Origin of the sequence: Benzoatithermus flavus, assembly GCF_037908215.1 — a bacterium.
GTDB lineage: Bacteria > Pseudomonadota > Alphaproteobacteria > Geminicoccales > Geminicoccaceae > Benzoatithermus > Benzoatithermus flavus.
Map to the genome: position 1 here is coordinate 18101 of NZ_JBBLZC010000004.1, position 21173 is coordinate 39273.

The following is a 21173-nucleotide window of genomic DNA, read 5'->3' on the forward strand; positions in this document are numbered from 1 at the left end:
AATGACCCCGCAGCGATTCGTCTACCGCAGCCTCGTTTTCCTGTTGCTCGCCGCGGTCGTGGCCGGCGTTCTGCACCGGATCGTCTGGCAGGCGTTTCAGCACAATCCTTGGCTCAACGGCCTGATTCTGGCGATCCTGCTGTTCGGGGTCTTCCTCAACCTGCGCCGGATCTTCCGCCTCAAGCCGGAAGCACGCTGGATCGAGGCGTTCCGCACGAACGCTCCCGGCTTCTCGATGCAGGAAGCGCCGCACCTCCTGGCCCCGATCGCGGCCGTGCTCGGCGAGCGGCAGCGGCGCGGCCGCGCCTCGCTCTCGGCGATCTCCCTGCGCCATCTCCTCGACAGCATCAGCTCGCGGCTCGACGAGAACCGCGACATCGCCACCTACCTCAGAAACCTCCTGATCTTTCTGGGCCTCCTCGGCACGTTCTGGGGCCTGATCCAGGCGATCGGCTCGATCGGCGGGGTGATCGCCGGCCTGACCCTGGGCTCGGGCGACTTCGTCGCCGCGTTCAACGAGTTCAAGAACGGCCTGATGCAGCCGCTCTCCGGCATGGGCACGGCCTTCAGTGCCTCGCTGTTCGGCCTCGCCGGCTCCCTGATCCTGGGCTTTCTCGATCTCCAGGCGAGCCAGGCCGAGCACAGCTTCTACAACGAGCTCGAGGAGTGGCTCTCGGGCATCACCCGGCTCGCCGTGCCGGAAGGCGCTTTCCCCGATCTCGGCGGCGGCCCGGCGCTGCCGGCCTACGTCTCGGCGCTGCTGCAGCAGACGGCCGACAATCTCGACCGCCTGCAGCAGCTCGTGGCACGCGGCGAGAGCGAGCGCGCAGTGCTGCAGGGCACCATGAACCAGCTCAACCAGAACCTCGCCGCGCTCGGCGACCGGCTCGCCCGCGAGCAGGAGCTGCTCGAGCGCATGGTCGGCGGCCAGCAGGCCCTTTTGCAGCAGCTCGGCCATCGCGGCGAAGCGGGCGGCCTCGACCCCGTGACCCGCGACCACATCCGCAACACCGACGTCCAGCTCGGCCGGCTGCTCGAGGAGGTCACGCGCGGCCGGCACGAGCTGAGCCGCGAGATCAGGAACGAGATCAAGCTCGTCGCACGCACCATCGCCATCGTCGCCGGCGAGCCGCAGGCCGTGGGGGAGTAGTCCGGCCATGGCACGCACGCGGCGCGAAGGGCGGCACGTCGTCGACATCTGGCCCGGCTTCGTCGACGCGCTCTCGACGCTCATCCTCTCGATCATCTTTCTCCTGGTCGTGTTCGTGCTGGCGCAGTTCTTCCTGGGCCAGCTCCTGCAGGGCCGCAACGAGGCGGTCCGCCGCCTCGAGGGCCAGGTCCAGGACCTCACCTCGAAGCTCGGGCTCGAGCAGGACGCGGCGGCCGAGCTGCGCCGCACGCTCGCCCGGATCAACGCCGACCTGCAGCAGGCCTTCCTGGATCGCGACGAGCTCTCGGCCGACCTCAACGAGAGCGAGCAGGCGCGCGCCCAGCTCTCCGAGCAGGTGAGCAACCTCACCCGCGAGCAGGCGCTCTTGCAGCGCACGCTCGAGGAGATGCGCCTCGAGCAGAGCAAGGCGCAGGCCCGTGCGGCCGATCTCGAGCGCGAGCTTTCGGCCGCGCGCGAGAGCGTCAAGACCAGCAAGGAGCAGATGGAGGTCCAGCTCGGCCAGCTCGTCCAGCTCCGCCGCGACATCGAAGCGTTGCAGAAGGTCCGCGCCGATCTCGAAGGCAGGGTGGCCGAGCTCTCTACGAACCTGTCCGCGACCGACGAGGAGCGACGGCGCCTTCTGGAGGAACTCGGCACGACGCGCGACCGCTCGAAGGCGCTCGAAGCGAAGCTCGAGGACGCCAACGACAGGACCATGCTGGCGCAGAAGGAGATCCAGGCCCGCGATCTCAGGATCGAGGAACTCCTGCGCAGCTCGAAGGAGCTGGAGAACCGACTCGGCGGCGAGACGAGCGCCAAGGAGGAGGCCGTGCAGCAGGTGCAGGCGTTGACCGAGCAGATCCGCACGCTCAGCCAGCAGCTCGCTCAGCTCGAGAAGGCCCTCGACATCAAGCAGAGCCAGATCGACCAGCAGAAGGCCACGATCGAGAATCTCGGCCAGCGCCTCAACATGGCGCTCGCGAGCAAGGTCGAGGAACTGTCGCAGTATCGCTCCGAGTTCTTCGGCCGGCTGCGGCAGGCGCTCGGTAATCGCGAGGACATCCGCGCCGTCGGCGACCGGTTCGTGTTCCAGTCCGAGGTGCTGTTCAACAGCGGCTCGGCCGAGATCGAGCCGCGCGGCAGGGACGAGCTCGCCAAGATCGCGACCGCGCTCAAGGAGATCATGGCCGAGATCCCGCCGGACCTCCCCTGGGTGCTGCAGGTGGACGGGCATACCGACAAGATCCCGATCAGCACGCCGCGCTTCCCCTCGAACTGGGAGCTCTCGACCGCACGCGCCATCGCGGTGGCGCAGTTCCTGATCGGTCAGGGCGTCCCGGCCGACCGGGTGGCGGCGCGTGGTTTCGCCGAGTTCCAGCCGCTCGACCCCGGCGACAGCCCGGAAGCCTACCGCCGCAACCGCCGCATCGAGATCAAGCTCACCACACGCTGAGCGGGCCGAGGCCAGCGCGGCAACTTCTCTGTGGCGCCGTGTCATCCAGCTGCGCTAGGGCGATGAGCAGTTATTATCGCTCAAGCTGAACAAATCTGGGAAACGTACGTGCAGAAGCCGGATGCGCCGGATCTCACGCCGATGTGCCGATGCCATGAGCGCGCCGGACGTTTCTACCGGCACGTTGCAATCGCCATGGCCGCGAGCGGCATCCTGATCGCCACCGCGGGGCTCTCGCTGCCCGGCATGCCGAAGCTGACCATGCTCGCCGTGGGTCTCCTGCTAGCGGCGCTCGCCGCTCTGCCGCTCGCACGGACAATCGAGCAGCGCGAGCGGGCCGAAGGGCTCGCCGTCCTGGAAGAGGAATGGCGCACACTCGCGGCGAGAGGCGAGCAGGAGGCCCATCAGGCGTTCGTGGAGCTGATCGCTCGACTCCATCGCCGGCCAGCGAGAGGGTGAGATGTCGATGACCGAGCGGATCGCCGAGCTGGAGCAGCAGCTCGAGGCCTGGGAGCGCCGCAACCGTGCCCGCACGCTGGGGCTTGCTCTGGTGCCGGTCGCCGTGGCCGGCAGCCTCGTCTGGTTCGCCGAGAGCCAGATCGACCGGGCCGAGCAGGGCCAGGCCGAAGCGCTGCGGCGGGCGGAGACGAGCGAGCAGGCCTTGGCCGGGATGCGCGCCGAGCTCGGGCAGCTCCGCGCCATGCGTGCGGAGCACAGCCGGGCCGAGGACGAGCTCGCCGCCGAGCGCGAGCGCCGGGCGCGCGCCGAGGCGGATCTCGCCACGGCTCGAGCCACGCTCGACGAGCAGTCGGCCAGGGCGCTCGGCCTCGAGCAGGAGGCGGAGAGCCTGCGCGCCCGGCTCGCGGCAGCGGAGACGGCGCTCGTGGAAGCCAAGGCGCAGCTCGCGGCACGTTCCACCGAGCAGGAGGAGAACGCGGCAGGAGACGGGGCCGCGGTCGCCCGGCTGCAGGAACAGCTCGCTCGGGCGCAGGAGGAGATCGCGGCCTTACGGGCCACCGGCGCCGAGATGGACCGGGCCATCGCCACACGCGACACGGCATTGGCCAACCTGCGCCGCGAGAGCGAAGCCCGGTCTGCGGAAACGGCGCAGCGCGTCCAGGCTCTCGTGGCGGAGCGCGATCGCCTCGCCGCCGAGCGCGACCAAGCCGCGACCGACCGCGACCGGCTCGCCGGCGAGCGGGACGCGGCGCGCCGAGCGGCCCAGGAAGCCGCCGACCGTCTCGCCGAAGCGGATCGGGCACGGGCGGCGGCGGAGGAGCGCGCCGATACGCTGGTGGGCCGGCTCGAGATCGCCGAGGCCCGGACCAAGGAGAGCGACGGTGCTCGCGCCGTGGCGGCCGAGGAGCGCGAGCGACTCCAGGCGGAGCGATCGTCGCTCGAGCAGCAGCTCGCCGCCCTCAAAGGCGAGCTCGCGACGGCGCTGCGGACCGCGGCGCTCACCCCGCTCGTGGCAACGAGCGAGGAGGAGCCGCCCCCGGTCGGTACCCGAACGCCGTCGCCAGCCGACACCGGCAGCGCGATGGCAGGTATCGAGCCTTCATTCGTCACCGGCAGCCGAGCGGTAGGAGTCTCGCCCTCGCCCGATCCTGCCTCCCTCCTCGCCGACATTCGCTCGAGCGTGGCGGCTGCAGCGGGAGTGGAGGCCGTCGGCGATCGGCTGATTCTGGGCGCCGCCGGGCTGTTCGCGCCGGGGCGGGCGCAGCTCAGCCCGCACGGGCGCGCCGAGCTCGAGAAGGTAGCGCAGCGGCTGCGGGAGGCCATCGCCAAGCTGCCGGCCGGGACGGCGTGGACCCTGCACGTCGAGGGCCACACCGACGACACCCCGGTCCGCTTCAGCCGCTTCGGCTCGAACCAGGCTCTCTCGGAAGCGCGCGCCGAGGCCGTGGCCAATCATCTCATCGGCGCCGGCCTGCCTTCGGACCGGCTCGTCGTCACCGGGCTCGCCGACCGGCAGCCGCTCGTGCCCGGCCGGACCGAGGAGGCCCGCAGCCGCAATCGCCGGATCGAGCTCAGGCTCACCACGCCCTGACGATCGGATGACAAGCCGGCTCGGAGGATGACCGAGACGTGACTTCATAGTAATAACGTGCGATCCCACGAACGGGAGGGAGCGCCCATGAACCAGCGGACCGTGCTCTATATCGTCCTGGCGGTGATCGTCGTGGTGGCCCTGGCCTACGCCTTCGGAGTCCTCCGCACGGGCCCGACGTCGACCGAAACCGCGCCGGCGCCGACCACGCCGGCGCCCGCCACCCCTGCTCCCACGACGCCGGCACCCGCCACCCCTGCTCCCACGACGCCGGCGCCCTCGACCGGCACGACCCAGCAATAGCCGGCGCCGGGCGTCACGGCCGATAGCTGCCCGGGCGGACCGGCCGCGGCTGCGCCAGCACCTTGTCGATCCGGCGGCCGTCCATGTCGACCACCTCGAGCCGCCAGCCGCCGGCTTCGATCGCGTCGCCGAGCTGAGGGATGCGCCGCAGCCGGTCGAGCATGAAGCCGGCCACGGTATGGTAGTCGCGCCGGGCCGGTAGCGGCAGGCGCAGGAGATCGGCCACCTCCTCCACGGGCTTCATGCCGTCGAGAAGCCAGGAGCCGTCCTCGCGCTGAAGCGCGTCGGGCTCGGTCTCGCCGATCTGCAGGCCCAAGGCACCGGTGATGGCGTGGAGCAGGTCGGTCGTGGTCAGGACACCTTCGAACGTGCCGTACTCGTCGACCACGATCGCCATGTCGGTGGGCGACTGCTTCAGGCTGTCGAGGGCGTCGAGCGCGTCCATGCCGTCGTGTACCACCGTGGGCGGCCGGAGCGCGGCCATGACGTCGAGCCGGCCGGTGGTCAGGGTCCGCACCAGCGCCTCCCTGACGACGACGATGCCGCGCAGTTCGTCGATGCCGCCCTCGCCGGCCGGCAGCCGGGAATGGCGGCAGGACAGCAGCCGGCTCCTCAGGCTCGCCTCGTCCAGCGCCAGATCGAGCCACTCGACCTCGTGGCGCGGGGTCATCAGGCTGCGGACCGAGCGGTCGGCGAGGCGCATGACCGAGGTCATCATCCGCCGCTCCATGGGCTCGACCACGCCGGCACTCTCGGCCTCGGCGATGAGCTGACGGATCTCCTCCTCGGTGACGCGCTGCTCGGGCTGCTCGCCCATGCCGAGAAGGCGCAGCACGAACCGGGACGAGACCTCGAGCAGCCATACCGCGGGGGCGGCGATCCGCCCGAGCAGGCCCATGGGCCGTGCCACGAGGGCGGCGATCCGCTCCGGGTTTCTGAGCGCCACCTGCTTCGGCACGAGCTCGCCCACGATCAGCGAGAGATAGGTCACGGCCGCCACCACGACGACGACCGCGACGGTATCGGCCAAGCCGGGGCCGATACCGAGCCGGCGGAGCTCGACCGCGAGATGGCCCGCGAGCGTGGCGCCGCTGAAAGCGCCCGCGAGCACGCCGATCAGCGTGATCCCGATCTGCACGCTCGAGAGGAACCGGCCCGGGTTCTCGATCAATGCCAGTGCCGCCTCTGCCCCGCGCTGGCGCGCATCCGCCATCGCCTTGAGCCGGGGCTTCCTGGCCGAGACCACGGCGAGCTCGGACATGGCGAAGAAGCCGTTGAGGAGGATCAGGCAGAGGACGATGACGAGCTCGAGGGCGGGCATCCGATCACCTGCGGGAGGCACGAGGCCGGCGCACGAAAGATCGTATGCCGGTCCGCTCCATCAATGCGTATGGCGGTGATGAAGATCCGGAAAGTGCGGATGCTTGTGCCGCAGGGGTTCGTGGCGGTGCGGATGGCTGTGCGGCTCGCCCGGCGGCGCATCGGGTCCGTGTGCATGGCGATGGTGCTCGTCGTGGATGTGGGCGTGCTCGTGCACGAGCGCCTCGTGCTCGTGCCAGTGCTCGTGCCGCTCGGTGAGATGGAGCCACACGCCCAACGCCATGAGTCCGCCCGCGAGCACGAGCTGCGGGCTCAAAGGCTCGCCCAGGAGCACGACCGCGACGACGGCGCCGACGAAGGGTGCGGTCGAGAAATAGGCCCCGGCCCGGGCGGCGCCGAGATGCCGGAGTGCCATGACGTAGAGCGCCAGGCTGATGCCGTAGCCGAAAAGACCGATCAGGGCGGCCACCAGCACGAGCGCGGCGGCCGGCAGCGCCGCGCCCTGTACCAGCGCCAGGGCGAGATCGACGCTCCCGGCGACGATGCCCTTGATGGTGGCGATCCGGACGGGGTCGGCCGAGGACAGCTTGCGCGTCAGATTGTTGTCGATGCCCCAGGCGAGGCAGGCGCCCGCGATCAGGAGCATCCCCCAGCCACCGCCGACCGCGCCGCGCCACGACAGCACGACGGCGCCGGCGAGGATCGCTACGGCCCCCAGCAGCAGGCGGCGGTCGACGCCCTCGCGGAGCCAGAGCCAGGCGATCGCCATGGTGGCGAGGCCTTCGAGGTTGAGGAGGAGGGCGGCGGACGAGGCCTCGCTGCGGGTGAGGCCCAGCATCAGCAGCACCGGTCCCGCGATGCCGCCCACCGCTACCATGGCGGCGAGCCAGGGCAGATCGGCCCGGCGCAGCGGCGCCTCGGCCGGCTCTGCCCCGCCGAGGCGCCGGCCCGTCTGCAGCATCAGGAGCCCGAGGCCCGCCCCCAGATAGAGGAACGCCGCCAGGAGCCAGGGATCGACCGCGCCGAGCAGGAGCTTGGCGGCCGGGGTGCTGGCGCCGAACAGGAGTGCGGAGGCCAGTGCCGCCGGCACGCCGGGCCAGATGGGGCTCGAAGACAGGGGCATCGGTCCTGGACCGTTCCGCAAGGCGCCGGGGTGCACCCCGGCCGCCTCTAAGCCGCCCGGTCCAGGTTGAACTGCAGCTCGGCGAGCTTGGCGTAGAGCCCGCCCCGCCGGAGCAGATCCTCGTGACGGCCCTGATCGACCACCCGGCCCTCGTTGAGGACGACGATCCGGTCCGCCTTGAGCACGGTCGCGAGCCGGTGCGCGATCACGAGCGAGGTGCGGCCCCGCATCAGACGCTCGAGCGCGAGCTGGACCAGACGCTCGTTCTCGGCATCGAGAGCGCTCGTCGCCTCGTCGAGCAGAAGGACGGCGGGATCGCGCAGGATGGCGCGGGCGATGGCGATCCGCTGGCGCTGGCCGCCCGAGAGCCTCACCCCCTTCTCGCCGAGGAAGGTGGAGAAGCCGTCGGGCAGCCGGTCCAGGAACTCGGTCGCGACCGCGGCTTCGGCGGCGGCCCGCACCTCCTCGTCGCTGGCGTCGGGGCGGCCGTAGCGGATGTTCATGAAGGCATCGCCCGAGAAGATCACGGGCTCCTGCGGCACGAGGCCGATGCGCGAGCGGTAGGCGCGCGGGTCGAGATCGGTGATCGGGACACCGTCGAACAGGATCCGCCCCTCGCTCGGATCGTAGTAGCGCATGAGGAGCTGGAACACGCTGGTCTTGCCGGCACCCGAGGGGCCGACCAGGGCCACGGTCTCGCCGGGCCGGATGTCGAGATCGAGCCCGTTCAGGATCCGCCGCTCGGGATGGGAGGGATAGGCGAAGCTCACCCGCTCGAACCGGATCGCACCCTGGCTCCGGGCCGGCAACGGCACCGGCTCGGCCGGAACCGTGATCTCGGAGCGGGCCTCGAGCAGCTCGAACAGACGCTCGGTGGCGCCTGCGGCGCGCTGCAGATCGCCCATGGTCTCGCTCAGGCCGCCCACCGCACCGGCGACGACGCTGGCGTAGAACACGAAGGCCGAGAGATCGCCGGCGCTGATCCGGCCGGCGAGCACGTCGTGGCCGCCGATCCAGAGCAGGACCGCGATCGAGCCGAACACGAGCGTGATGACGACCGCGGCGAGCAGCCCCCGCGCCTTGGCGTAGCGGGCGGCGGCGGCGAAGGCGGCTTCGGTCGCCGCCGCGAACCGGGCGCTCTCCCGATCCTCCTGCGCGAAGGACTGCACGGTGCGAATGGCGTTGATCGTCTCCTCGGCCGTACCCGAGACGTCGGCCATCCGATCCTGTGCCTCGCGCGAGTACCGCCGCACGCGCCGCCCGATCACGACGATCGGAATCACGACGACCGGCACGATGACGAGGATGAGCCCGGTGAGCCGCGGGTTGGTCCAGATCAGAAGGGCCAGGCCGCCGACCAGGAGAAGGAGGTTGCGCAGGGCCTGGGTCACGCTCGAGCCGATCACGGTCTGGATCACGCTCGTGTCGGTCGTGATGCGCGAGACCACCTCGCCCGTGCGGGTGGTCTCGAAGAACCCCGGCGAGAGATGGACGACGTGGCGGTAGACGTCGCGCCGGAGGTCGGCCATGACCCGCTCGCCGAGCCAGGTGACGAGATAGGCACGAAGAAAGGTCGCGACCGCCAGCACGGCGATGACGATCGCCACCGCCTCGATCGCATGGTCGAGGGCCTGCGGCCGGCCGGCGCCGAAGCCGCCGTCGATCAGGTGCTTGAGGCCCGCACCCAGGGAGAGGACGGCGGCGGAGGCCAGTACCAGCGCCACGAGAGCGCCGAGCACGTGCCCGCGATAAGGGCGCAGATAGACGGAAAGACGCCGGAGCTGACCGAGATTGCGGGTCGACGCGCGCCTGGCGTCGGCCTGGGAGAGCGAACGATCGGCTCCCTCCATGCGAGACCTCACTTCTGGGCTGGGATCATCGAGGGACGACAAAGGGTGCGCGCGGCACCCCTTGAGTTGCGCGTGACCGCCCGTTATATACCGGCCGCCCGCCAAGGAGGTAAAGAGCCGTGAAGCCCGACATCCATCCTGACTACCACGAGATCACCGTGGTGATGACCGACGGGTCGACCTTCAAGACCCGATCCACCTACGGGAAGGAGGGGGACACGCTCCACCTCGACGTCGACTCGAAGTCGCACCCGGCCTGGACCGGCGGCACCGTGCAGATCATCGAGCGTGGTCAGGTCGAGAAGTTCAACCGCCGCTTCCAGAATTTCCGTCGCAAGAAGTAAGCGCCGGCGCGGCCCGAAGGATCGCTACCATGAAGATCAGAAATTCGCTGAAGACGGCCAAGACCCGGCACAAGGACTGCCGGCTCGTGCGGCGCAAGGGTCGGGTCTACGTCATCAACAAGACCAACCCGCGCTTCAAGGCGCGTCAGGGTTGAGCCTGTTTTCAGCCGTGCTTGGCGGCAGGCCGGGACCCGAGGGGCCCCGGCCTTTTTGCGTCGGCTCGTCGATGGCTATTGGGTCGGTGCCTTGATCTGGAAGTCGAGCTCGACGTCGGTCAGCCAGAGATCCATCCCCTCGGCAGGCGTCTTGAGGTCGGTCCCGGTGTAGGTGCCCTGCCCGGTGATGCCGGCATACTTGCCGGTGCCGCCGACGACCTGCTTGGTCCCGGCGTAAGGGACCGTGCCCCCCGTCCAGTTGATCATCACCTTGTCGCCGTCGGGATCGACGTAGAGGCAGGAGCCGTTGGTGGCTGCCGAGCGCTTCTCGCCGGCATAGTACTGGCCGGTGCAGTGCTCGGTCATGCGGTCGAACCAGGGCTTGCCCTCGACGTTGCGGGTGATGCCGGCGAACTCGAACGTGCCGAAGCTGGTCTTGCCGTCGAGCTGAATGTCGCGGCCGGTCCACTGCACGTAGGACACCTGGAACTTCACCTTGCCGTTCTGTGGCAGCTTCGCCGCGTCGCCCGCCATCGCGGGCAGGCCGAAGCCCGCGGCGCACGTCGCGGCGAGCAGCACCGCCGTCATGTGGCGCATGGATGTGGCCTCCCGTCTTGCCGAGCACGGGCCTGCCGTGGTCGGCACGGCTCGCTGCGAGACCGGCATCGGATGACAAGACATCCGACCGTCTTGCCGATGAGTCAGTCAGAAATCGATTCGGAAAAGACAAATCTGCGCTTCATCCGGTGGATGGTCAACGGAAAATTTGCATCCATTCAAATCCTCGTCTTGAGGACTCACCATATCCCGAGCAGGATTCTATAATGATTTCATGATTTGTCCTGCGGGTCGAGAACGGCGGGTCCCCGCTGGAAAGCGGCATCGGAACCGTACGGCGGTGCTCAGTCCGGGATGCGGAGCTCGCGGCCGTCGCAGGTGATGCGCTCGGCCCGACGGGGTTCGGTCCGGATCGGCGGCAGGTTCGCTGCCGTGAACGGTGGGACCGCGCCGTTCTGGATCCCGTGCGGGATCGCGCGCACGACCTGGCTCTTCGGCAGAAGCACGCCCTTGGCCGGATGCGCCCACATCCGGCCCATGGCGGCGATGTTGGCCTCCGGCAGGAGCCCGCACCCGTTCAGGACGGCTCGCCCCTCGGCGATCCGTAAGGTCGTGTCGGCTCTCCGCAGCAGGCCGGCGCGGGCCGGGGCCGTGAGCGGTTATTGCCGAAGGGCTGCGCCCGGCACAGCCGACATGACGGCAAGTTACTGACACGACAAAGAAATCCTCGCGCGAACCGGTGAGTTCCGCACCTTGGATGCGACCATCGTGCATGCCACGTTGATGGATTGCATCGCCGCCTTCGCGAATTGACCGTACCGCTCCGGGCGACCATGCTCCCGCCCGTCGGTCGGAAGGAAGTGCCGCCATGGTGAAAATGCCGGAACCGGACCCCGAAGCGCTCGCCAAGCGTGACCGGATCGTGGGCGCGCTGCGCGAGATCGTGCCGGGCGAGGGCGTGATCGTGAGCGCCGACGAGATGCGCGCCTACGAGTGCGACGGGCTCACCGCCTATCGTCAGGTGCCGATGGCCGTGGTGCTGCCGAGCACGACCGAGCAGGTCTCGCGCATCCTGCGCTTGTGCCACGAGGAGAGGATCAAGGTCGTCCCGCGCGGGGCCGGCACCTCGCTCTCGGGCGGGGCGCTGCCGCTCACCGATGGCATCGTGCTCGGCATGGGCAAGTTCAACAAGATCCTCGACATCGACCTCGAGAACCGCACCGTCACCGTCCAGCCCGGTGTGACCAATCTCGGCATCACCCGTGCGGTCGAGCATGCGGGCTTCTACTACGCCCCCGACCCTTCCTCGCAGATCGCCTGCACGATCGGCGGCAACATCGCCGAGAACTCGGGCGGCGTGCACTGCCTGAAGTACGGCCTCACCACGAACAACGTGCTCGGCCTCGAGATGGTGCTCCCGAACGGCGACATCGTCCGCCTCGGCGGCAAACATCTCGACGCCGAGGGCTACGATCTCCTGGGCCTCATGACCGGCTCGGAGGGTCTTCTGGGCGTGGTCACCGAGGTCACGGTCCGCATCCTGCAGAAGCCCGAGACCGCGCGGGCGGTGCTGATCGGCTTTCCCACGGTCGAGCAGGGTGGCGATTGCGTCGCCGCGATCATCGCCGCCGGCATCATTCCGGGCGGCCTCGAGATGATGGATCACCCGGCCTTGAACGCCGCCGAGGACTTCTGTCACGCCGGCTACCCGCGCGACGTGCAGGCCCTTCTGATCTGCGAGCTGGATGGGCCCGCGGCCGAGGTGGATCATCTGATCGGCGTAGTCTCGGGAATCGCCCGGCAGCACGGCGCCACCTACATCAAGGCGTCCGAGAGCGAGGAGGAGCGCATCGCGTTCTGGGCGGGCCGCAAGAACGCCTTCCCCGCCGCCGGGCGCATCTCGCCCGACTATTACTGCATGGACGGCACCATCCCCCGCCGCCAGCTCGCCTACGTGCTGCGGCGCATGGAGGAGATGTCGCAGCATTACGGGCTGCGCGTCGCCAACGTGTTCCACGCCGGCGACGGCAACCTGCATCCCCTCATTCTCTACGATGCGAACAAGCCCGGCGAACTCGAACGCGCCGAGGCGTTCGGTGCCGACATCCTGAAGTTGTGCGTGGAGGTGGGCGGGGTGCTCACCGGCGAGCACGGGGTCGGCGTCGAGAAGCGCGATCTCATGGACACCATGTTCAACGAGGACGATCTGAAGCAGCAGCAGCGGGTCAAGTGCGCCTTCGATCCGAGCCAAATCCTCAATCCCGGCAAGGTCTTCCCCACGCTCCACCGCTGCGCCGAGCTCGGCCGCGTCCACGTTCACCGAGGCGAGCTGCGTTTCCCCGACCTGCCGCGGTTCTAGAGCGTTCGCCGAGCAGCGGCCGTCCGAACGAAAAACGGCCGGGCGGATCGCTCCACCCGGCCGAAGCAGCAAGGATCAGGGAGGCTAAACAGACACCGATGACGTAGAGCATTCTGGATCGCCTGAAAAGAGGCCAAGTCAATCTGTCGCTGCGACCCCGAAGTTGACGCGACCGATTGCAGCATCCAAAGATGAGATGATCGGATCGTTTTTCTCTATCGCAAGTATCCGATCGGGAAAGATCGCGAGCGCCGCCGGCAGCGGGCAAAGTCCCGAGGGAACCCGTGAGAGAGCCCGCCCCTTCCCCTCTGCACCGCTTCGGCGAGCAGCATCTCGGCAAGGAGGGTTCGATGCGCGAGAGCATGTACGTCGGCGACGCGCTCCGGCGCTCACGTCCGGTCGGAGCGCTGGTCCTCGTGGCGGCGACTCTGGCTCTGGCTGCCTGCAGCCGGTCCGATGGTATCGGTCCCTCGCTGAGCCGGGACGTCACCCCGACCAGCCGCTCCAGCGGACCACAGACAACCACCGACAGCCCTGCTCTGGGCAGCGGCGGTGGGCCCGGTGCGGGGGACGCGATCGGCTCCGGCGGTGGGATCGCCGGCTCCGGCGGCGCTGCTCCCTGAGCCAGCCGCCGTTCAGGCGTCCCGCTCGCGCGGCACGAGCTCCACGGTGCAGGTGGCATCTTGCTCGACGGCGCGAAAGCGCGTCCATGCGACATTCTCGGGCAGGGTCACCCAGCCCAGATCGTCGCCGGTGGGTCGTAGACGGAGGCTGCGCTCTCCTCCACCGCCCCGCTCGCGGCCCGATACCTCGACCTCGCCGCCATCGGCGCGCACGGCACCGATGACGCTGCCCGGATCGACCTCGACGAACGTGGTCTCGGACGTCGATCGCAACGCCAGCTCGGTCATCCCTTTCCTCCTCGGCGGCAGCGGCGCGCACGGACCGTTCGCCACGCCCGTTTCCGGGAAGAAACGGCAGGCCGGGCGAGGCGTTCCGGGATCGGGCTGCGGTCTGGACAGGACTGCAGGACTGGAAAAGGCGCCGCATCGGCAGCCTCGCTCCGGCCGATGAAGAAAGATTCATACCCAGCGCACCAGTAATCAAGTGCCGCATCGAGTCGCAGCGCACGTGATTTTACCCGGTTCTTTCAGCTATCGACGGCACACGACTGGCGCTCCGCTCGGCGCAGCCTCGAGACCCTGTTTCGCTTTTCAATGATCGGCCTCTTGTCAGCACCGGGCCGGCGCTTATATAAGATCCGTCTCCCCGAACGACCCGAAGACAGCCGATGGCGCCTGGAGCCACATCCCAGGCGCCATCGGCTGTCTTCGTCGTCGTTGGTACGATGCCGAGGCGACATGGTTCCGTTCGGGGCTCGGGTAGGGGGCATATGAAGGCTAATCTCGTTTCAGGGCACTTCACGGACGATCTCGGCCGTTATCTCGAGCAGGCGCGCCAGCAGCCCATTCTCAGCGCCGAGCGCGAGCGAGAGCTCGCCGAGCGCTGGCGCGAACAGCGCGATCCGGAAGCGGCACGCGAGCTGGTCGCGAGTCATCTGCGCCTCGTCGTCAAGCTCGCCCGTGGCTACGGCGGCTACGGCTTCCCGCTCGCCGAGCTGGTCGCCGAGGGCAATGTCGGTCTCGTCCAGGCGCTCGAGAAGTTCGATCCCGAGCGCGGCTTCCGCTTCGCGACCTACGCCATGTGGTGGATCAAGGCTGCGATCCAGGAGCACATCCTGCACAACTGGTCCTTGGTGAAGCTCGGCACGACGGCCGCGCAGAAGAAGCTGTTCTTCAACCTGCGCCGGCTCAAGGCGCAGCTCGGCGAGACCGGGGGCGGCGATCTGCCGCCCGAGGCCGTCGCCAGCATCGCGCGCGACCTCGAGGTCGGCGAGGGCGAGGTGGTCGAGATGAACCGCCGGCTCGCCACGGGCGACGCCTCGCTCAACGCCCGACTCACGGACGATTCCGACAGCGAGTGGAGCGACACGCTGGTCGACGAGAGCCAGGACCAGGAGCACGAGATCGCCGAGGCGAGCGAACTCGCCTGGCGCCGCGGCCTGCTGGCCGATGCCATGGAGATCCTCACCCCGCGCGAGCGTCACATCCTGATCGAGCGGCGGTTGAAGGACGAGCCCGTCACGCTCGAGGAGCTGGCCCGGATCTACGGTGTCTCGCGCGAGCGCATCCGCCAGATCGAGGTCCGCGCCTTCGAGCGGGTGCAGAAGGCCATGCTGGCGGCGGCCGCCAACGATCGCGGCCGCCGCGCGCTCGCGGCCTGACGACAGGTCGGTCCGGCTGTCCACGGCCCGGAGGGGAAACCCTCCCGGGCCGTTTTCGTTTCTTGCGTTCTTCTCGCCGCCGACGATGCATGTCGGCCCGTTACATACACAATCCACATTTCGGGTTGCCGGCGGTCGGGATCGATTTGCTTATCAGTAATAATTCACCCAGCTTGAAAGATTTTCATACGTGCAAATTGTCGCGCGCAAAGTTACCGTCTCCGCCTCCGAGGCCCGGGGGCCCTAGCATCGCTTCAGGTTGGCGAACCGGACGGAGTGGCGGCATCGATGCCGTCCCTGCCGGGGGAAGATCATATTGGCTGCTCGAGTTGCGATGAATAGTTCGCTGCACGTTCCCGATGGCCAGATGACCACGAAGACGGGCGCTGCTCATGAGCCGGCCCGCAAACTCGATGACAACAGGCAGCGCATGCTGCGAGACGATAGGGTCGAAACGCATGGGTAAGCGCTCGAGGGCGGGCAGCACCGCCATGGCCGGCACCGTCGCCGTGCCGCGCGCTCTGCCGTCGGCAGAACACGTGGTCGACGTCCATCTCGTCTGGGAACGTCAGGTCAAGAAGCTGGATGCGATGGATCTCGGGACCGCCGACGAGCAGACCTTCCAGGCCGTCTGCGCCCAGATCGCCCATCTCGAGGATCTGCTCCTGAGCACGCCCGCACGAACCCTGGAAGGAGCCATGGCGCAGATCCGCCGCGTGATGACCATCCTCGCCCAGAGCGATCTGGACGAGCGGGAACAGCACGGCCTGCGCCTGGCGCTGGCCACGCTGGCGAAGCTGCGCCGGGCCTGACAGGCGACCGCAACGCCAGTGCCGGCCGGCTCCGTTCCAGGTGGCGGGGTCCGGCACTGGCGATCCCGCCTCTATTGCTGCGGTGTCGGCGCGCTCGTTTTGGGCGGTGGATTGTTGTCGGGAGCGGGATAATCCGAGGGCGGCAGTTGCACGGTCTTCGATTTGTCGACGCCCCAGAGATCCCGGCTGTCCCCACCGCAGCCGGTCAGCGCCGGGCCCAGACCGAGAAGCATCGCCACGGCGGCCGTCTTGCGGCCGAACGATGCAGTCATCGCCTTCCTCCTTGCTCTTCGCATCTCGGCCGTGTGGGCGTCACGGCCGTCCGATCGGCTTCCGTCCCGGAATCTCGCCCATGCTCGGTTATCCCCGACACGGCCGAATTGGCAAGGCAGTGTTGACACGGGAAAAGCCGGGGAGCGGCGAGCGTTGCCGGTCGGCTTCAGCCCGGAGATCCGTCATCCGAACGACGATTCGCCCCCGTCCGGCGTCAGCCGGGGCCGGGGTCGTTGCCGATCCGCTCGACCTTGTCGCGTTGCGACCCTGCCGCCTCCTCGTCGGGCGTCTCCGGATGAGGATAGGGGCGCGGCACGTCGGGCTGGAAATCCTCGTAAGGACGCTCGGGCACGAAGGCTCCCTCCGCCTGCCCGCTCTCGCCCGGCCCCCGATGCGCCTCGTTGCCGGCGCCGGCCTCGCTGCCCTGACCTGCCATGATCCATCTCCCGCTACCCGGAGGGACGATCCCGTCTCGGTCAGAGGCCAACCGGGCGCATCCCCAACGGTTCCGCCCCGATCCTCCCCCATCCTGCGCTGCCGTGCCTTGCCACCCTGCCGCCGCTGTGGCCTCTAGCGGCTCGTGATCATGCGGCGGGAGAGCGCACATGGAGGAGCAGGCGATCTTGCGGCCCAAGAACGCAGCGGAGCTCGCCGACCTCGTCGCCTGGGCCATGGCCGAGGAAGAGCCGCTCGAGGTGCTGGGTGCCGGTACGAAGCGCGGGCTCGGCCGGCCGGTCGAGGCCAGCCACGCCGTCAGCGTGGCGGGCCTTGCCGGGATCGATCTCTACGAGCCCGAGGAGCTCGTGATGCGTGCCGGCGCCGGCACGCCCTTGAGCGTGATCGAGGCGGCGCTCGCCGAGCATGGCCAGGAGCTCGCCTTCGAGCCCGCGGACTATGGCGCGCTTCTGGGCGGAGCGCCCGGCGGACAGACGATCGGCGGCGTGTTCGCCTGCAACCTGTCCGGCCCCCGGCGGTTCAAGAGCGGGGCGGCCCGCGACCATCTCCTGGGGCTCCACTGCGTCACCGGCCTCGGCCAGGTGATCAAGACCGGCGGCCGGGTGGTGAAGAACGTCACCGGCTACGATCTCTGCAAGCTGCTCACCGGCTCCTACGGCACGCTCGCGGTGATGACCGAGGTCACCTTCAAGGTCCTGCCGCGCGCCGAATCGAGCCTCACGGTGCTCGCCACCGGCCCGGACGAGGTGACGCTCCTCGCTCTCCTGCGCGCCGCTACCGGGACACCCTGCGAGATCGCAGGTGCCGCCTACCTGCCGCCGCTCGCCGCCGGCCGGTCCGCGGTGGGCACGGTCGGGCGCGCCGGACGCGGAATCGCCGCCGTGCGACTCGAAGGCGTGGCGCCATCGGTGCGCTATCGCAGCGGCGAGCTGCAGCGGCTGCTCGCCCGCCCCGGCATCGAGTTCCAGACCATCGGCCACGAGGAGTCGCTCACCCTCTGGCGCGAGATCCGCAACGTGACCCTGCTCACCCGCGAGCGCCCCTTGTGGCGCCTGTCGGTGGCGCCCACGGCCGGGGCCGAGCTCGCGGCCTGGGCGGCCGAACTCACCAACGAGCGCCTGTTCGACTGGGCCGGCGGCCTGATCTGGCTCGCGGTCAAGGAAAGCTGGGCGCGCGAATCCGGCACGATCCGCGAGGCGTTGGCCGGCCGTGGCGGACACGCCACGCTCGTACGCGGGCCGGACTGGCTCCGGCGCGAGATCGAGCCGTTCCAGCCCCTGCCCGCTTCCTTGCGGGCGCTGACCGAGCGCGTGAAGCACAGCTTCGACCCCAAGGGCATCCTCAACCCTGGGCGCATGTATCCGGGAATGTGATCCGCAGGGGGCCTTGCGCTCGCCGGCCGGTTCGGGCTTAACGGGGGTGCGGGCCGGCCCGGTCCGCGCGACCTGCTGCCGCGTCTGTGCTGGACATGCTGCGCCTCCTCCACGTCCCCTTGTGCCCGTTCTGCCGCAAGGTCCGGATCGCGCTCCGCGAGAAGGGGCTCACGGCGGAGCTGGTCGAGGTCCAGCCCTGGACCCATCCGGACGACCTTCTGCGGCTCAACCCGGCATCCGAAGCCCCGGTCCTGATCGACGGCACCACGGTCGTCTGCGACAGCCAGGCGATCACCGACTATCTCGAGGAGGCCTATCCCGAGGTCGGCCTGCTCGGGAAGACACAGGCCCAGCGCAACGAGACCCGGCGCCTGGTCGCCTGGTTCGACACCAAGATGAACCGCGAGGTGACGGAGCTGCTCTGGCGCGAGAAGCTGGTCAAGCGCTGGGCGAAAAAGGGCTTCCCGCGCTCGGAGGTCCTGCGCGAGGGAGCGCAGAACATCCGCTTTCATCTGACCTACATCGACTATCTCTACCAGAGCCGCAAATGGCTCGCCGGCGACGAGATGACCCTGGCCGACATCGCCGCCGCGGCCCATCTCTCGGTGCTCGACTACATGGGCGACGTGCCCTGGGACGTGGCCGGCGGAGCCAGGGACTGGTACGCGAAGATGAAGTCGCGCCCGTCCATGCGTCCGATCCTGCTCGACCGGCTCACCGGCCTGAAGCCGCCCGCGCACTACGACGATCCGGATTTCTGAGCCTCAGGCGAGCACCAGCACGCCGGCGCCGACGGCGAGGACGACGAGCGTGGCGAGCAGCACCGGTGCGCGCAGCGTCGCCCCGCCCACGACGGCGACGATGCCACACTTCACGAGCGTGTTGGCGACCGCGGCGATGACGATCGCGTTCACGGCCGTGCCCGGGTCGTTGGCCCTGGCGTACTCGGCCATCGAGAGGGTGATGGCATCCACGTTGGTGAGGCCGGTGAGCGCTGCCACCACGTAGAGGCCCTGGCCGGGAAAATGGCGCCGGACCAGCTCCACGACCAGGAGGACGACGGCGAAGAAGGCCGCGAACTGCATCGCGGCCGTCAGGCTGAACGGGTTGGTGAGCCGCACCTCGCCTATCGGCGTCGCGCCGCCGCTCCGGGCCGAGACGCTGCGTCGGTAGAAGACGAAGGCGAGCCCGGCGGCGACCAATCCCATGGCGGCGAACGGCGGCAGCACCGGCCGGACCAGGGCCGGGTTGACCACGAGCACCTCGACCACGGCCCGCGCGAACATCATGGCCCAGGCGACGAGCACGCCACAGGCGAGCGCCGCCGTGGCGGCGGGCCGGTCGTGCGCGCGGCTCTGGCGGGCGAAGGCCAGGGTCACGACGGTCGAGGAAACGAGGCCACCGGTGAGCCCGGCGAGCGCCGCCCCTTTGTCGTCACCGAGCCAGCGCGTGGCGACGTAGCCCACGAGCGAGAGACCCGAGATCAGGATCACGAGGAGCCACAAGGCGTAGGGATTGAGCGCCTGCCATGGGTCGACGGGCCGGTCGGGCAAGAGCGGCAGGACGACGAACGTGGCGATCAGGAGCCTTAGTCCGGCGAACACGTCGTCCCAGCCGAGCCGGCCCACGAGTCCGTGCAGCGGCTGCTTGTAGGCGAGGACGGCGGCGGTGACGACCGCGAGCAGGATCGCAACTTCCTGCTGGCCCAGCATGGTCATGGCACCGAGCAGGCACACGGCGAGCGCTGCGACTTCGGTGGTGAGCCCGAGGGCATTGGGGTCGGACCGGCTCGTGCGTATATAACCGACGATCGCGAGCGCCGCGACGGCGAGGAGCGCTGCCGGCAGGAGCCAGAACTGGCCCGTGGCGCCCGCGAGCAGGCCGGCGACGGCGCCGACGAGGGCGACGAGGATGAAGGTGCGCAAGCCCCCGATCCCGCCCTCACCCGCTTCGGCCATGCGCTTCTCGCGCTCGATGCCGATGAGGGCGCCGATCAGGAGCGCGGTCGCGAAATCCCGGATCACGGCGAGATCGAGATGGCCGTCCATGGCGATCATTCCAGGGTTCTACAAGGACGGCATGAAGCAGCGAAACAGGCGAAGGCAACCGGCATGAGCGCTGCTACCCCTGCGGCCATCGCCGCCGCCATCCGGGAGCGGGCGGCAACACTCGGGCTCGGCCCGCTGCGCTTTGCGGCCGCGACCCTGCCGGCCGAGGTGTCGGCCCGCTACCGCGCGGCGCTCGCCGCCGGCCATCACGGCACGATGGACTGGCTGGCGCGGGAGCCCGAGCGCCGCGAGCGGCCGGAAGGCCTGTGGCCGGTGGCACGCACGGCCATCGTCTGCGGGCTCAACTACGGGCCGGGCCACGATCCGCGGCCGGAGCTCGAAGCTCCCGATCGGGGCTATATCTCGGTCTACGCCCGCAACCGCGACTATCACGACGTGCTCAAGGGCCGGCTCAAGGAGCTCGCGGGCTGGATCGCCGCGAAGTTCGGGGCCGAGGTCAAGGTGTTCGTGGACACGGCCCCGCTGCTCGAGAAGCCGCTGGCACAGGCGGCGGGTCTCGGCTGGCAGGGCAAGCACACGAACCTCGTCAGCCGCGAGCTCGGCTCCTGGCTGTTCCTGGGCGAGATCCTGACCACGCTGGAGCTGCCGGCGGACGTGCCCGAGACTGACCATTGCGGCCGCTGCCGGCGCTGCCTCGATGCCTGCCCGACCGACGCCTTTCCCGCCCCCTACCGGCTCGATGCCCGGCGCTGCATCTCCTATCTCACGATCGAGCACAAAGGCCCGATCCCGCGCGAGCTGCGGCCGGCCTTGGGCAACCGGATCTACGGCTGCGACGATTGCCTCGCCGTCTGTCCCTGGAACAAGTTCGCGGTGGCCGCGTCCGAGCTGAAGCTGAAGGCGCGCGAGGATCTCGTGCGCCCACCCCTGGCCGAGCTCGCCGCCCTCGACGATGCTTCCTTCCGCCAGCGCTTCGCCGGCAGCCCGGTGAAGCGGATCGGCCGCGACCGGTTCGTGCGCAACGTGCTGATAGCACTCGGCAACAGCGGCGACGCGACCCTAGCCCCCGCCGCCGAGCGCCTCCTCGCCGATCCCTCCCCGCTCGTGCGCGGCATGGCGGTGTGGGCGCTCTCGCAGCTTCTGCCGACCGAGCGCCTGCAGGCCCTCGCGGCCGTGCACCTTCCTCTGGAGACCGACCCGGAGGTTCGCGCCGAATGGCAGGCGTGCGCGGTAGGCGACGCGCCCGATCCGGGCTAGAAGCGGCACCGCTGCGGCCGGTCGACGGCCGTTCCGCTCGGAGG

General features: G+C 69.5%; 23 protein-coding genes. 14 read left to right on the top strand and 9 right to left on the bottom strand.

Annotation, left to right across the window (positions count from 1 at the left end):
• The first annotated feature begins 1 nt into the window (after position 1).
• From U1T56_RS05215 to U1T56_RS05235, 5 genes are all read left to right on the top strand, one after another.
• Positions 2-1150, top strand: coding sequence for a flagellar motor protein MotA (locus U1T56_RS05215; RefSeq protein ID WP_418158388.1), 1149 nt, complete (start codon positions 2-4; stop codon positions 1148-1150).
• A 7-nt stretch (positions 1151-1157) separates the two neighbouring features.
• The gene (locus U1T56_RS05220; RefSeq protein WP_418158389.1) at positions 1158-2603 is read left to right on the top strand and encodes a peptidoglycan -binding protein; all 1446 of its coding nucleotides are present in this window, start codon (positions 1158-1160) and stop codon (positions 2601-2603) included.
• Positions 2604-2798: 195 nt separating this feature from the next.
• Positions 2799-3062 (top strand): hypothetical protein, encoded by a 264-nt coding sequence (locus U1T56_RS05225; RefSeq protein WP_418158390.1) that lies wholly within the window; start codon positions 2799-2801, stop codon positions 3060-3062.
• 7 nt (positions 3063-3069) lie between these two features.
• Positions 3070-4653 (top strand): OmpA family protein, encoded by a 1584-nt coding sequence (locus tag U1T56_RS05230; RefSeq protein ID WP_418158391.1) that lies wholly within the window; start codon positions 3070-3072, stop codon positions 4651-4653.
• Between the two features lie 87 nt (positions 4654-4740).
• Positions 4741-4956, top strand: coding sequence for a hypothetical protein (locus U1T56_RS05235; protein WP_418158392.1), 216 nt, complete (start codon positions 4741-4743; stop codon positions 4954-4956).
• Positions 4957-4969: 13 nt separating this feature from the next.
• Here U1T56_RS05235 and U1T56_RS05240 read toward each other — a convergent pair whose 3' ends face one another.
• The 3 genes from U1T56_RS05240 to U1T56_RS05250 are packed head-to-tail and all read right to left on the bottom strand — an operon-like array spanning position 4970 to position 9249.
• Positions 4970-6277: a hemolysin family protein gene (locus tag U1T56_RS05240; RefSeq protein WP_418158393.1), complete on the bottom strand. Its 1308-nt coding sequence runs from the start codon at positions 6275-6277 to the stop codon at positions 4970-4972.
• A gap of 60 nt (positions 6278-6337) precedes the next feature.
• Positions 6338-7399 (bottom strand): DMT family transporter, encoded by a 1062-nt coding sequence (locus U1T56_RS05245; protein WP_418158394.1) that lies wholly within the window; start codon positions 7397-7399, stop codon positions 6338-6340.
• A gap of 47 nt (positions 7400-7446) precedes the next feature.
• Complete coding sequence (locus tag U1T56_RS05250) at positions 7447-9249, bottom strand: ABC transporter transmembrane domain-containing protein (RefSeq protein ID WP_418158395.1); 1803 nt, start codon at positions 9247-9249, stop codon at positions 7447-7449.
• 119 nt (positions 9250-9368) lie between these two features.
• On the opposite strand from U1T56_RS05250, the gene rpmE reads away from it, so the two are divergent.
• Entirely contained in the window at positions 9369-9593 is a 225-nt protein-coding gene (gene rpmE, locus U1T56_RS05255; RefSeq protein WP_418158396.1) for a 50S ribosomal protein L31, read from the top strand.
• Positions 9594-9622: 29 nt separating this feature from the next.
• Positions 9623-9748 carry a type B 50S ribosomal protein L36 gene (gene ykgO, locus U1T56_RS05260; protein WP_418158397.1) on the top strand — a complete coding sequence of 42 codons (126 nt, stop codon included), beginning with the start codon at positions 9623-9625 and terminating at the stop codon, positions 9746-9748.
• A gap of 75 nt (positions 9749-9823) precedes the next feature.
• Here ykgO and U1T56_RS05265 read toward each other — a convergent pair whose 3' ends face one another.
• Entirely contained in the window at positions 9824-10345 is a 522-nt protein-coding gene (locus U1T56_RS05265; protein ID WP_418158398.1) for a hypothetical protein, read from the bottom strand.
• A gap of 305 nt (positions 10346-10650) precedes the next feature.
• Positions 10651-10845 carry a 3-hydroxybutyrate oligomer hydrolase family protein gene (locus U1T56_RS05270; protein WP_418158399.1) on the bottom strand — a complete coding sequence of 65 codons (195 nt, stop codon included), beginning with the start codon at positions 10843-10845 and terminating at the stop codon, positions 10651-10653.
• Positions 10846-11177: 332 nt separating this feature from the next.
• On the opposite strand from U1T56_RS05270, the gene U1T56_RS05275 reads away from it, so the two are divergent.
• On the top strand, positions 11178-12665 hold the full coding sequence (locus tag U1T56_RS05275) for an FAD-linked oxidase C-terminal domain-containing protein (protein WP_418158593.1): 1488 nt from the start codon (positions 11178-11180) through the stop codon (positions 12663-12665).
• A gap of 284 nt (positions 12666-12949) precedes the next feature.
• Positions 12950-13288: a hypothetical protein gene (locus U1T56_RS05280; RefSeq protein ID WP_418158400.1), complete on the top strand. Its 339-nt coding sequence runs from the start codon at positions 12950-12952 to the stop codon at positions 13286-13288.
• A gap of 12 nt (positions 13289-13300) precedes the next feature.
• On the opposite strand, the gene U1T56_RS05285 is transcribed toward U1T56_RS05280, so the two are convergent.
• Positions 13301-13576: a hypothetical protein gene (locus U1T56_RS05285; RefSeq protein ID WP_418158401.1), complete on the bottom strand. Its 276-nt coding sequence runs from the start codon at positions 13574-13576 to the stop codon at positions 13301-13303.
• Between the two features lie 482 nt (positions 13577-14058).
• Here U1T56_RS05285 and rpoH point away from each other — a divergent pair, with 482 nt between their 5' ends.
• Together rpoH and U1T56_RS05295 are read left to right on the top strand one after the other, a co-directional pair.
• The gene (gene rpoH, locus U1T56_RS05290; RefSeq protein ID WP_418158402.1) at positions 14059-14949 is read left to right on the top strand and encodes an RNA polymerase sigma factor RpoH; all 891 of its coding nucleotides are present in this window, start codon (positions 14059-14061) and stop codon (positions 14947-14949) included.
• Positions 14950-15407: 458 nt separating this feature from the next.
• The gene (locus U1T56_RS05295; protein ID WP_418158403.1) at positions 15408-15761 is read left to right on the top strand and encodes a hypothetical protein; all 354 of its coding nucleotides are present in this window, start codon (positions 15408-15410) and stop codon (positions 15759-15761) included.
• A gap of 71 nt (positions 15762-15832) precedes the next feature.
• Here the strand turns inward: U1T56_RS05295 and U1T56_RS05300 are convergent, their stop codons facing one another.
• Both U1T56_RS05300 and U1T56_RS05305 read right to left on the bottom strand, forming a co-directional pair.
• Positions 15833-16033, bottom strand: a complete 201-nt coding sequence (locus tag U1T56_RS05300; protein ID WP_418158404.1) for a hypothetical protein — start codon at positions 16031-16033, stop codon at positions 15833-15835.
• 215 nt (positions 16034-16248) lie between these two features.
• Positions 16249-16470 carry a hypothetical protein gene (locus tag U1T56_RS05305; protein WP_418158405.1) on the bottom strand — a complete coding sequence of 74 codons (222 nt, stop codon included), beginning with the start codon at positions 16468-16470 and terminating at the stop codon, positions 16249-16251.
• A gap of 169 nt (positions 16471-16639) precedes the next feature.
• Between U1T56_RS05305 and U1T56_RS05310 the strand changes: the two genes are divergently transcribed.
• Complete coding sequence (locus tag U1T56_RS05310; RefSeq protein WP_418158406.1) at positions 16640-17863, top strand: FAD-binding protein; 1224 nt, start codon at positions 16640-16642, stop codon at positions 17861-17863.
• Positions 17864-17958: 95 nt separating this feature from the next.
• Positions 17959-18624: a glutathione S-transferase family protein gene (locus U1T56_RS05315; protein WP_418158407.1), complete on the top strand. Its 666-nt coding sequence runs from the start codon at positions 17959-17961 to the stop codon at positions 18622-18624.
• Positions 18625-18627: 3 nt separating this feature from the next.
• On the opposite strand, the gene U1T56_RS05320 is transcribed toward U1T56_RS05315, so the two are convergent.
• The gene (locus U1T56_RS05320; protein WP_418158408.1) at positions 18628-19911 is read right to left on the bottom strand and encodes an MgtC/SapB family protein; all 1284 of its coding nucleotides are present in this window, start codon (positions 19909-19911) and stop codon (positions 18628-18630) included.
• A gap of 63 nt (positions 19912-19974) precedes the next feature.
• Between U1T56_RS05320 and queG the strand changes: the two genes are divergently transcribed.
• A complete protein-coding gene (gene queG, locus U1T56_RS05325; protein WP_418158409.1) occupies positions 19975-21129 on the top strand; it encodes a tRNA epoxyqueuosine(34) reductase QueG in 1155 nt (384 codons plus the stop codon).
• Positions 21130-21173 lie beyond the last annotated feature (44 nt).

Coding starts and splice junctions, on each gene's coding strand:
- queG (WP_418158409.1), top strand. CDS start 19,975: ATGAGCGCTGCTACCCCTGCGGCCATCGCCGCCGCCATCCGGGAGCGG.
- U1T56_RS05230 (WP_418158391.1), top strand. CDS start 3,070: ATGACCGAGCGGATCGCCGAGCTGGAGCAGCAGCTCGAGGCCTGGGAG.
- U1T56_RS05270 (WP_418158399.1), bottom strand. CDS start 10,845: ATGGGCCGGATGTGGGCGCATCCGGCCAAGGGCGTGCTTCTGCCGAAG.
- rpoH (WP_418158402.1), top strand. CDS start 14,059: ATGAAGGCTAATCTCGTTTCAGGGCACTTCACGGACGATCTCGGCCGT.
- U1T56_RS05220 (WP_418158389.1), top strand. CDS start 1,158: ATGGCACGCACGCGGCGCGAAGGGCGGCACGTCGTCGACATCTGGCCC.
- U1T56_RS05225 (WP_418158390.1), top strand. CDS start 2,799: ATGGCCGCGAGCGGCATCCTGATCGCCACCGCGGGGCTCTCGCTGCCC.
- U1T56_RS05215 (WP_418158388.1), top strand. CDS start 2: ATGACCCCGCAGCGATTCGTCTACCGCAGCCTCGTTTTCCTGTTGCTC.
- U1T56_RS05245 (WP_418158394.1), bottom strand. CDS start 7,399: ATGCCCCTGTCTTCGAGCCCCATCTGGCCCGGCGTGCCGGCGGCACTG.
- U1T56_RS05295 (WP_418158403.1), top strand. CDS start 15,408: ATGGGTAAGCGCTCGAGGGCGGGCAGCACCGCCATGGCCGGCACCGTC.
- U1T56_RS05315 (WP_418158407.1), top strand. CDS start 17,959: ATGCTGCGCCTCCTCCACGTCCCCTTGTGCCCGTTCTGCCGCAAGGTC.
- ykgO (WP_418158397.1), top strand. CDS start 9,623: ATGAAGATCAGAAATTCGCTGAAGACGGCCAAGACCCGGCACAAGGAC.
- U1T56_RS05310 (WP_418158406.1), top strand. CDS start 16,640: ATGGAGGAGCAGGCGATCTTGCGGCCCAAGAACGCAGCGGAGCTCGCC.
- U1T56_RS05285 (WP_418158401.1), bottom strand. CDS start 13,576: ATGACCGAGCTGGCGTTGCGATCGACGTCCGAGACCACGTTCGTCGAG.
- U1T56_RS05300 (WP_418158404.1), bottom strand. CDS start 16,033: ATGACTGCATCGTTCGGCCGCAAGACGGCCGCCGTGGCGATGCTTCTC.
- U1T56_RS05320 (WP_418158408.1), bottom strand. CDS start 19,911: ATGGACGGCCATCTCGATCTCGCCGTGATCCGGGATTTCGCGACCGCG.
- U1T56_RS05265 (WP_418158398.1), bottom strand. CDS start 10,345: ATGCGCCACATGACGGCGGTGCTGCTCGCCGCGACGTGCGCCGCGGGC.
- U1T56_RS05235 (WP_418158392.1), top strand. CDS start 4,741: ATGAACCAGCGGACCGTGCTCTATATCGTCCTGGCGGTGATCGTCGTG.
- U1T56_RS05250 (WP_418158395.1), bottom strand. CDS start 9,249: ATGGAGGGAGCCGATCGTTCGCTCTCCCAGGCCGACGCCAGGCGCGCG.
- U1T56_RS05305 (WP_418158405.1), bottom strand. CDS start 16,470: ATGGCAGGTCAGGGCAGCGAGGCCGGCGCCGGCAACGAGGCGCATCGG.
- U1T56_RS05240 (WP_418158393.1), bottom strand. CDS start 6,277: ATGCCCGCCCTCGAGCTCGTCATCGTCCTCTGCCTGATCCTCCTCAAC.